At 67.5% G+C, this 10,057-nt stretch carries 11 protein-coding genes; 4 read left to right on the top strand and 7 right to left on the bottom strand.

Annotated features, from left to right (window positions below; genetic code table 11):
- Both OZ10_RS19335 and OZ10_RS19330 read right to left on the bottom strand, forming a co-directional pair.
- Window positions 1-314, bottom strand: a 314-nt coding sequence (locus OZ10_RS19335; protein ID WP_039566653.1) for a membrane protein, incomplete at its 3' end; no start/stop codon positions are given.
- Window positions 298-2,907 (bottom strand): bifunctional aspartate kinase/diaminopimelate decarboxylase, encoded by a 2,610-nt coding sequence (locus tag OZ10_RS19330; protein ID WP_039404813.1) that lies wholly within the window; start codon window positions 2,905-2,907, stop codon window positions 298-300. The genes OZ10_RS19330 and OZ10_RS19335, both read right to left, overlap by 17 nt.
- A gap of 184 nt (window positions 2,908-3,091) precedes the next feature.
- Between OZ10_RS19330 and OZ10_RS19325 the strand changes: the two genes are divergently transcribed.
- Complete coding sequence (locus tag OZ10_RS19325; RefSeq protein WP_039404811.1) at window positions 3,092-3,970, top strand: PhzF family phenazine biosynthesis protein; 879 nt, start codon at window positions 3,092-3,094, stop codon at window positions 3,968-3,970.
- 31 nt (window positions 3,971-4,001) lie between these two features.
- Window positions 4,002-4,883 carry a PhzF family phenazine biosynthesis protein gene (locus tag OZ10_RS19320; RefSeq protein WP_039404809.1) on the top strand — a complete coding sequence of 294 codons (882 nt, stop codon included), beginning with the start codon at window positions 4,002-4,004 and terminating at the stop codon, window positions 4,881-4,883.
- Between the two features lie 254 nt (window positions 4,884-5,137).
- On the opposite strand, the gene OZ10_RS19315 is transcribed toward OZ10_RS19320, so the two are convergent.
- The 5 genes from OZ10_RS19315 to OZ10_RS19295 all read right to left on the bottom strand — a co-directional run bounded on the left by OZ10_RS19315 (window position 5,138) and on the right by OZ10_RS19295 (window position 8,567).
- Window positions 5,138-5,740 carry a glycine zipper 2TM domain-containing protein gene (locus tag OZ10_RS19315; RefSeq protein WP_039404808.1) on the bottom strand — a complete coding sequence of 201 codons (603 nt, stop codon included), beginning with the start codon at window positions 5,738-5,740 and terminating at the stop codon, window positions 5,138-5,140.
- Window positions 5,741-5,892: 152 nt separating this feature from the next.
- Entirely contained in the window at window positions 5,893-6,327 is a 435-nt protein-coding gene (locus OZ10_RS19310) for an OsmC family protein (RefSeq protein ID WP_039404806.1), read from the bottom strand.
- Window positions 6,328-6,577: 250 nt separating this feature from the next.
- Window positions 6,578-7,525 (bottom strand): aspartate carbamoyltransferase catalytic subunit, encoded by a 948-nt coding sequence (locus tag OZ10_RS19305; protein ID WP_039404804.1) that lies wholly within the window; start codon window positions 7,523-7,525, stop codon window positions 6,578-6,580.
- A gap of 15 nt (window positions 7,526-7,540) precedes the next feature.
- Window positions 7,541-8,008, bottom strand: a complete 468-nt coding sequence (gene ruvX, locus OZ10_RS19300) for a Holliday junction resolvase RuvX (RefSeq protein WP_039404802.1) — start codon at window positions 8,006-8,008, stop codon at window positions 7,541-7,543.
- Entirely contained in the window at window positions 8,001-8,567 is a 567-nt protein-coding gene (locus OZ10_RS19295; RefSeq protein ID WP_039404799.1) for a YqgE/AlgH family protein, read from the bottom strand. The genes ruvX and OZ10_RS19295 overlap by 8 nt, the downstream gene beginning before the upstream one ends.
- A gap of 308 nt (window positions 8,568-8,875) precedes the next feature.
- On the opposite strand from OZ10_RS19295, the gene OZ10_RS19290 reads away from it, so the two are divergent.
- Together OZ10_RS19290 and OZ10_RS19285 are read left to right on the top strand one after the other, a co-directional pair.
- Window positions 8,876-9,442 (top strand): DNA-3-methyladenine glycosylase I, encoded by a 567-nt coding sequence (locus tag OZ10_RS19290; protein ID WP_039404797.1) that lies wholly within the window; start codon window positions 8,876-8,878, stop codon window positions 9,440-9,442.
- 36 nt (window positions 9,443-9,478) lie between these two features.
- The coding region (locus OZ10_RS19285) for a DUF72 domain-containing protein (protein WP_039566650.1) at window positions 9,479-10,057 on the top strand (579 nt) is incomplete at its 3' end.

The raw sequence follows: 10,057 nt of genomic DNA, 5'->3' as shown, positions 1-10,057 counted from the left end.
GTGGCATCGCCGGACACCGCGAAGGCGACGGCGAGATACAGCGCCACCACCGGCACATAACTCAGCGCGCTCAACAACACCGTGCGCACCGCCATCCCGCCACTGCGACGCGTGGGAACCCGCGCATCGCGCCGACGTTGCCAACGCCCGGCCAGCCACGCGCCGATACCGGCGGCGACCAGCGCAGGCAGCGCCCATTTGAAGGTGTCGCTCCACGGCATGCCCAAACTCAGTTGCTGCAGCGCGGTGGCGAACACGATCGCAGCACCACCGGCCAGCGTACTGAGTGCAATGAACTCAGCCTGCGGGCGCATCGATCACCTCTTCGCGCGGCAATTCGCGCTGGTTGTAAGTGCTGGCCATCGAGTAGCCGTAGGCACCGGCATCGGCCAGCAGCATCACATCGCCCGGCGCAGTGGCGGCAGGCAGACGACGGCGCTTGCCGAACACATCCGACGATTCGCAGATCGGCCCGACGATATCGAAGCTGCCATCGGCCGGCGCGTCGAGCTGGCTGAGGTTTTCGATGTCGTGCCAGGCGTCGTACAGCGCGGGGCGGATCAGCGTGTTCATGCCCGCATCCAGGCCCACGCGCTGCACGCCGTCCTTCTCGATCACCTGGGTCACCTGCGCCAGCAGCACGCCGGCTTCGGCCACCAGGTAGCGGCCCGGCTCGATCGCCAGCCGGTAGCCCGGATGCACCGCCTTGACCTCGGCCAGGCCCTTGGCCCACAGCTCCAGATCGAACGGTTCGTCTTCGGCGCTGTACGGAATCGGCAGGCCGCCACCGATATCGATGGTCTCCACCGTGCCGATGCGGCGCGCGAAGCCGGCCAGTTCGTCGTACATCATCCGCCAGTGTTCGCCGGTCTCCACGCCACTGCCCAGGTGCGCATGCACGCCGGTGATGGTGACCTCCAGCGTGCGCGCCACTTCCACGAACTCATCCACGCGCGTGGACGACAAGCCGAACTTGGACGCCTTGCCGCCGGTGTTGACCTTCTCGTGATGGCCGTCGCCGTGCCCCAGGTCGATGCGCAGCCACACGTTGCGGCCACGGAACACCTCCGGCCAGCGCCGCAATGCTTCGACGTTGTCCACGGTGACGGTCACGCCCAGCGCAAATCCGGCTTCGTATTCGGTCTTGGGCGCGAAACTCGGGGTGAACAGCACGCGCCGCGGCGACAGCTCGGGCAAGGTATCGAACACGCGGCGCAGCTCACCGTGCGAGACGCATTCCAGGCCGAACCCGGCCTGTTCCAGCGCCATCAGGATCGCCGGATGCGCATTGGCCTTGATCGCGTAATAGCGCTGATCCACCGCCGCAATCTGCGCCAGCGCCTGCGCACGCGCACGCACCGTGGGCAGGTGATAGACGTAACGCGGCGTGCCGGCCTTGGACAGTGTCAGCAGATGCGCGCGCTCGGCATGCCACCACGGCGTGGGCCGCGGGCGCACCGAGCCGATGATCTCGCGCCAGCGCGGCCCGAACACCTCGCCTTCGCTCACCGGCATCGCGCCACTGTCGATCAGTTCCGCATGCAGGATCGGCAGCAGGCCATCGGCATCGGCTTCATCGATGACGAAAGTGAGGTTCAAGTCGTTGGACGACTGCGAGATCATGTGCACGCGCTCCTGCCCGAACGTGGCCCACACGTCGGAGAGCTTGTGCAGCAGCGAACGCATGCCGCGCCCGACCAGGGTGATCGCCGCACACGGCACGATGATCTTGACCTTGCAGATCTGCGACAGATCGGCCGACAGCGCCGCCAGCACATCGGTGTTGACCAGGTTCTCGGACGGGTCCAGCGACACGGTGACATTGGTCTCGGCCGAACCGATCAGGTCCACCGACAGGCCATGCTTCTTGAACAGCGTAAACACATCAGCCAGGAAGCCCACCTGCTGCCACATGCCGATGCCTTCCATCGACACCAGCACGATGCCGTTGCGCCGGCTGATCGCCTTGACGCCCGGCACCGGCTCGGCATTACCGTCGATGCTGGTGCCGGGCAGATCGGGGCGCTCGGTATCCAGGATCGCCATCGGCACGCCGGAATCGCGGCATGGCTTGATCGACCGCGGATGCAGCACCTTGGCGCCGGTGGTGGCGATTTCCTGCGCTTCGTAATAGTCCAGACGGGTCAGCAGGCGCGCGTCCGGCACTTCCTTTGGATTGGCGCTGAACATGCCGGGCACATCGGTCCAGATTTCCACCCGGCTGGCGCCGAGCAGCGCACCGAAATACGCCGCCGAGGTATCCGAACCGCCACGCCCCAGGATCGCAGTGCCGCCATCGGCGTGCCGCGAAATGAAGCCCTGGGTGATCAACAGGCGCGTGGGCTGCGCATCGAAACGCGCGCGCCAGTCGGCGTCGGACTGCCACTGGCAGGACACCGACAGGCGCTTGGACCATTCGCTCTGATTGGGCTGCGGCGGCAGCGCCGACAGCCACTGGCGCGCATCCAGCCAGCCCATGTCCAGGCCGCTGGCATGCAGATACGCCGCACCGATGGTGGAAGACAGCAACTCGCCCTGCCCCAGCACCTCGGCCTGCCAGTCCAGCGTGCGGGTTGCCGCACGCGCGTCGCCGATCAATGCATGCAGCGCGGCAAGGCGCTCGCCCAGCACTGCATCGGCATCCAGTTCCAGCTCGGCCAGGAACTCGCGATGACGCTGCTCCAGCGCTGCAACGCGCTGCGCGCTGTTGACGGCGCCATCGGCAATCGCGGTGAGTTCGTTGGTCACGCCCGACAGCGCGGACACCACCACCAGCACGCGGCCGCCGGTCTCGTTGGCCCGTTTGCTCGCCAGTTTTCCAATCGTGTCCCAGCGATGACGACGCGACACCGAGGTGCCGCCGAACTTGAGGACGATCCAACGATCGGTAGAGTGGGGAGCTGACATGGAGATAGGCGTTTAGGATGCGAGGGAAGACGCCCGGTACGCCGGGCGGAACCTCCGATTCTACTGCCAATGTCGCCCGCATGACCCCGTGTACGGTCACAGCCTGCCGGCGGCCACGGCCATCACCGCAACGGTTTGCGCTGCAACCATCGACGCGCCTTCCATCGACCGAGATCCATGCCCCATGAGCAAGCACCGCTACCTGCAACTGGATGTGTTCGGCGGCCAGGACGGCCACGGCAATCCGTTGGGCGTGGTCCTCAATGCGCAGACGTTGTCGTCGGAGCAGATGCAGCAGATGGCCGCCTGGCTGAACCTGTCGGAGACGATCTTTTTCCTGCCGGTCAGCGCGCCCGATGCGGATTACCACATCCGTATCTTCACGCCACGCGCCGAGCTGCCGTTCGCCGGCCATCCCAGCGTCGGCGCTGCGTGGGCGGCGGCGACGCACGGGCTAGTGGCGTTCAAGCCTGATGGCCGGATGCGCCAGCAATGCGCTGCCGGCGTGCTGCCTGTAGAGGTGATCGACCGGCACGGTGCCCTGCTGGTGCGGCTGCGGGCACCGCATGCGCAAGCAGTCGAAACCGGCGATGCGCATGTTGCGGCATTGCACGAGGCCTGCGCCGGCCTGCGCATGGCCGAACGCCCGGCCGCACTGTGGAACAACGGCCCCGGCTGGTGGCTGCTGGAACTGGCCGACGCGCAGGCGGTACGCCAGGCGATGCCCGATCTGGCGGCGATCAGCCGCCTGACCCAGGCCAGCGCAGCCACCGGCCTGGCCATCTACGCGCCGCAGGCCGGGGGCGATGCGGACCTGGTGGTGCGCGCCTTCTGCCCCGGCGACGGCATCCCGGAAGATCCGGTCACCGGCAGCGCCAACGCCTGCATTGCCGCGCGCCTGCACGGCGAAGGCCGCGTGCCGGGCCAGGCATCGCGCTATGTCGCCAGCCAGGGGCGCGAAGTCGGCCGCGACGGCCGTGTGCACCTGGAGGTGGATCACGAAGGCGAAGTCTGGATCGGCGGAACGACCAGGCAAGTGATCGAAGGCCGCATCGATTGGTAAGCTGCCGCGCCCTGTTCGCGGAGCCGCCACCATGACCACCCGCCGTTTTCTACAACTGGATGTGTTCTCCGCCCGCCCCGGCAGCGGCAACCCGCTGGCGGTGGTGCTGGATGCCCAAGGCCTGGACGATGCCGCGATGCAGGCCATCGCACGTTGGACCAAGCTGCCGGAGACCACCTTCGTGTTTGCGGCGCCGGATGCGCACAGCAGCTATCGGCTGCGGATGTTTTCCCCGCAAAAGGAAGTGCCGTTTGCCGGCCACCCCAGCGTCGGCACCGCCCACGCGGTGCTGGAAGCCGGCCTGGCCGCGCCCGACGACGGCGTGCTGGTGCAGGACGGCATCGCCGGCCAGTTGCCGCTACGCGTGGAGCAGATCGATGGCCACCGCAGCATCGCCATCCGCACTCCGCGCGCGCGCGTCGCCGAGCAGGTGCAGGCCGATGACCCGCGCCTGCGCGACGCATTGCGTGGCTGGTCGTTGGGTACCCTGCCGCCCGCACTGATGGACGGCGGCCGCACCTGGTGGGTGGTGGAACTGGCCAGCGAGGCCGCGCTGCGCGGCCTGCAGCCGGAGTGGGAGGCGATCGCCGCGTTGGCCGAATCCACCGGCAGCATGGGTGTGTTTGCGTATGCGCGCGCCGCCACCGCCGGTGCGCACGATCTGGCCGTGCGCGCCTTTGTCGGCAACGGCCGGCGTTTTGAAGATGCCGCCTCTGGCGCGGCCAATGCCGTGCTCGCCGCCTGGCTGGACAGCCGCCACGCACTGCCCGGCAAGGACCGCCGCTACGTGGTCAGCCAGGGGCGCGAAATCGGCTTCGATGCCCTGCTGGAACTGCGCATCGACGGCGACGGTGCCGTGTGGTCGGGCGGCCAGGTCCAGACGGTGATTCGCGGCACCCTGGACTGGGCCTGAGCGCGGCCGAAGCTGGGCGGGCGACGTAGCCGGGTGCCGGCTGCGGCGAGCGTCGCCAAGCCGGGAAGAAGGCTCGACGCGTCGCGTTGCACACGATCGCCGCTGCATCGTCAGCAAGCAGACGTGGCGAGATTCGACAGGATCGAACGTCGCCTGCGAGGAGAAAACTGGATCTGCGCTCCCTGGCACCTCGCAGGAATAAAAAAACGCTGCGGTCTCCCGCAGCGTTCTCGCATTCGCCACACCGCACGTTGTCAGTCGGGGCGCACATCCACGCGCACGCGGATCCGGTCGCCCGGGTTGTAATCGCTGCGGGTGTGGTACGTGCGGCCGGCATATTCATAGGTCACGTCATACCCGTCCACGCGCTCGCGGGTGGTGCGGTACGACACCGGCTCGCACACGCTCACATTGCCCTGATAGGTGCGGTGGTTGGCCTCGTAGATCGAACGCCCCGCCGCGACACCGGCCATGGTGCCCACGGCAGTGCCGACCAGGCGACCATTGCCGCCGCCCACCTGGCTGCCGAGAACCGCACCGGCAATACCGCCGATCACGCTGGCGACCCCGCGATTGGACGCATTCGGCCCGCCATAGCCACCACCATCGCGATAGTAGCCGTCATTGCTGGTGTAGTAGCCGTCGGACGGCCGGTTGTAGCAGCGTTCGCTGCTGCGTTCGTTGTAGGAGTCGGACACGATGATCGGGTCCACGCGCACCACGCGCGCATATTCGTAACGACCGTCCTCGTAGCCGCCGCGATAGGTGTCGCGGTAGCCACTGTCGTAGCGCTGCGCTGTGGCGTTGCCCGCCACGGCCAGACCCATTACCAGAGCACCAAGCACAAGAGTTTTCATTGCGGCAGCTTCACAGGGAGGACACGCTGCCGATGCTCGGCCTGCTGCGGTGAAACCGCCCTGAACCGGCCCGGGCGGCCAAAGCCCTATTCAGGTCGCCGCCAGCTGCGTGCGCCGGCACGTTGTACCGGCGCCGCGCAGCCTGCTGCCGGTCAGTTGGAAAACTCGCTTTCCAGGCTGATCGGCACCGCGCTCAACGCCTTGGAAACCGGGCAATTCTTCTTGGCGGTATCGGCCAGCTCACGGAACTTGGCTTCGTCGATGCCCGGTACCACGGCAGTGAGCTTGAGACGGATCTGCGACAGCTGCGGGCCGCCTTCCATCGACAGGTCGACGTCGGCACGGGTATCCAGTGAGGTGGGCGGAAAGCCCGCTTCGGTCAGCTGCGCCGACAGTGCCATGGTGAAACACCCAGCATGCGCTGCGGCGATGAGCTCTTCGGGGTTGGTGCCCTTCTCGTCACCGAAGCGGCTGCTGAAGGCATAGCGGGTGTTGTCCATCAAGCCGCTCTGCGGCGTGCTGAGCTGGCCCTTGCCGGTCTTGAGGTCGCCTTCCCAGTGAGCGGTGGCGTGACGCGAAATACCCATTGCGGTCTCCTGCGATGAAAGGGACCGCCACGATAGGCGAGCGGGTGTTATGGCGTGGTGCTCGCGTTCGGGATTCGGGATTCGGGATTCGGGATTCGGGATTCGGGAATCGGGAATCGGGAATCGGGAATCGGGAATCGTAAGAGCGGACTTCGGGGCGCACTTGGTGGCAAGACTCTGTCTGTTTGCCATGACGACTTCACACGCCGGACGCGACCGCGCTAGTTGGCGGCCGCGTTGCCGGTAACGCTTAACCGAGCAGGGTTTCCAGTACCGCCATGCGGACGGCAACGCCGTTGGCGACCTGGCGCAGCACGCACGATTGCGCGCCGTCGGCGACGTCGTCGGTGATTTCAACGCCGCGGTTGATCGGGCCCGGGTGCAGCACGGCAGCATCGCGGCCGGCGCGCGCCAGGCGCTCGCGGGTCAGGCCGTATTGGCTGTGGTAGTGCTCCAGCGATGGCACCAAGCCTTCTTCCATGCGCTCGCGTTGCAGGCGCAGCATCATGAGCGCATCGGCGCCTTCAAGCATGGCATCGAAATCCTGACCAACCACGCAGCCGTCCAGCATGTCGTCATCGGGCAACAGGCTGGCCGGGCCGCACACGCGGATCTCGCCGGCGCCCAGGGTGCGCAGTGCATGCAGGTCCGAGCGCGCCACGCGCGAATGCTTCACGTCGCCGACGATGACCACCTTGAGCTTGGAAAAGTCGGTGCCCTTGGCCTGGCGCAGGGTGAGCATGTCGAGCAGGCCCTGGGTGGGGTGCGCGCTGCGGCCGTCGCCGGCGTTGATCAATGCAGTTCCCTCGCCCGCCGCGGCGGCCAGCGCTTCCACCGCGCCATCGTCGGGGTGGCGCACCACAAACCCGCGCACGCCCATCGCCTCGAGATTCTTCAAGGTGTCGCGCGCGGTCTCGCCCTTGCGGGTGGAGGACGTGGACGCATCGAAGTTGAGCACGTCCGCGCCCAGCCGCTGTGCAGCGAGATGGAACGAGCTGCGCGTACGCGTGGACGGTTCGAAAAACAGGGTGCATACCGCCGTGCCGGCCAGCACGCTGCGCTTGCCGACGCGGCCGACCGCGGCATCGCGGATCTGACCTGCGCGGTCGAGCAGTTGCAGCAATGTCGCGCGCGGCAGTCCTTCCAGGGTGAGCAGGTGGCGCAGGCGTCCGTCCGAATCGAGTTGCATGGTGGTCATCGCAGGTCGGGAGTGTCAGGGAAGAAGAGTGGCTTGGTCAGGCGCGGCCAACCAGCGTTCGACGATCACCGCGGCCGCCATCGCGTCCAGCGCCTCGGCATCGCGGCGGCGCTTGCGCCCGTCCGCACGTTCGCGGGCGAACCGCTGCGCGGCTTCGACCGAGCTGGAGCGTTCGTCGATCAGCACGACCGGCAGCGCGTAGCGCTCGCGCAATTCGCGGGCAAAGGCATGCGCCCGCTTGCGTGCAGGCTGGTCCTTGTCGTCCAGCGTGAGCGGGTCGCCAACCACCAGGCCGTCGGGCCGCCATTCCTTGTGCACGCGATCCAGCGCCGCCCAGTCCGGGCCGCTGGCATGCACCTGGACGACGGCGACCGCGCGTGCACCGGCACCGAGCGCGGTACCGACCGCCACGCCAATCCGGCGCGACCCTACGTCGAAGCCCAGCACCGTGCCATCGGGGCGGATGGTGCCCGCCTCAGGCATGCCCGGAGTAATCCGTCAGCCGAAACAGGTCCACGCCGATGCGACCGGCCGCGGTCTGCCAACGATCTTCCAGCGCGGTGGCGAACAGCACGTTGGCGTCCGACGGCGCGGTAAGCCAGCTGTTCTCGCCCAGTTCGAACTCCAGCTGCCCCGCGCCCCACCCCGCGCAGCCCAGCGCCACCAGCGCGTTGCGCGGGCCTTCGCCGGCCGCCATCGCTTCGAGGATGTCGCGCGAGGTGGTCAGGAACACGCCCTGCCCCACTTCCAGGCTGGAATCCCATTCGCGCGCGTCGTCGTGGATGACAAACCCGCGCTCCGGGTGCACCGGGCCGCCACTGAGCACGATCTGCTCGCACAGCTGCGCATCTTCGGTCGCGATGCCCATCTGCGACAGCACCTCGCCCAGGGTGTACTCGGAGGGGCGGTTGACCAGCACTCCCATCGCGCCGTTTTCGTCGTGCTGACAGATCAGCGCGACGCTGCGCGAAAAGGTAGGGTCCGACAGCGCCGGAAGCGCGATCAGCAGTTGGTTGGCAAGCGGCGTGGGAACAACGGACATGCCCGCATTCTAGCCGTTCGCTCCGCCGCGCGCAGAGCCGCTGCCATACTTGGCCCCGGACGTGACCCTGGAGCGCGAATGCAGACCACACCTACCGCCCTTTGCTGCCCCGTGGGCAGGCGCCCGCCGCGCCAGGCCCGCGTGGTCACCGCGACCGCGCGCCTCCCTGCAGCGAACGCCAGCCGCCGCGGTGCAACCGGGCCGCTGGTGGGCCAACGGCGTCGCCCGCTGCCGGCACGGGCGCCCTCTGCCGAAGCGGTCCACGCGCGGCCGCGCTCCGGCCTGCGCCCGCGGCCACGGGCAACCATATGAGCGGCTACTGCAGCATCGCCCCCGGCCATCCGGTGCACGGGCATTACCACGATCACGAATACGGCTTTCCACAACGCGACGAGCGCGAGCTGTTCGAGCGCCTGGTGCTGGAAATCAACCAGGCCGGCCTGAGCTGGGAGACCATCCTGCGCAAGCGCGGCAATTTCCAGCGGGCCTATGCCGGCTTCGACGTGGATACGGTCGCGGCCTATGGCGAGGCGGATATCGCTCGCCTGATGAACGATGCCGGCATCATCCGCAATCGTCTGAAGATCCTGGCAGCCATCCACAACGCCCAGGTCATCCAGACGCTGCGCCGCACGCATGGCAGCTTTGCGCAATGGCTGGATGCACAGCATCCGCGCGACAAGCCCGCCTGGGTCAAATTGTTCAAGAAGACCTTCCGGTTTACCGGTGGCGAGATCACCGGCGAATTCCTGATGAGCCTGGGTTACCTGCCCGGTGCGCATCACCCCGATTGCCCGGTGTTTGCACAGATCCAGGCACTGTCGCCGCCATGGGCACAGATGCCCTCACCCGCGCGCACGGTCCAGCGCGGCTAGACGCCTCCTCCACGGCACAGACGAAATGCTGGGTGCATGGCTATCCGCATCGGCATTTCCGGCTGGCGCTATCCGCGCTGGCGCGGCACTTTCTATCCCAACGGCCTGGCGCAGCGGCGCGAGCTCGAATACGCGGCGCGCTGCTTTCCAAGCGTGGAAATCAACGGCTCGTTCTATTCGCTGCAGCGGCCGGACAGCTTCCAGGCCTGGCATGACGAGACGCCGGACGACTTCGTGTTTTCGGTCAAGGGCCCGCGCTTCATCACCCACATGAAGCGCCTGCGCGACTGCGAGCAGGCGCTGGCCAATTTTTTTGCCTCCGGGGTGCTGCGACTGGGCCCCAAGCTGGGGCCGATCCTGTGGCAGCTGCCGCCGACATTGCACTTCGACGCCAGGTTGCTCGATGGATTTCTCGCCAGCCTGCCGCGCGACAGCGAGGCCGCACTGGCGTTGGCGCGCAAACGCGACAGCGCGCTGATGCACGGGCGCAGTGCGCTTGCGATCGATCGCAAGCGGCCGATCCGTCATGCGCTGGAGGTGCGCCACGCCAGTTTCTGCGATCCCGCCTGCATGCGCCTGCTGCGCCGTCACAAGGTGGCGGTGGTGGTGGCCGAC

Source organism: Xanthomonas cannabis pv. cannabis, from assembly GCF_000802365.1.
Classification (GTDB): domain Bacteria; phylum Pseudomonadota; class Gammaproteobacteria; order Xanthomonadales; family Xanthomonadaceae; genus Xanthomonas; species Xanthomonas cannabis.
This window is presented reverse-complemented; position numbering and strand designations above follow the sequence as displayed.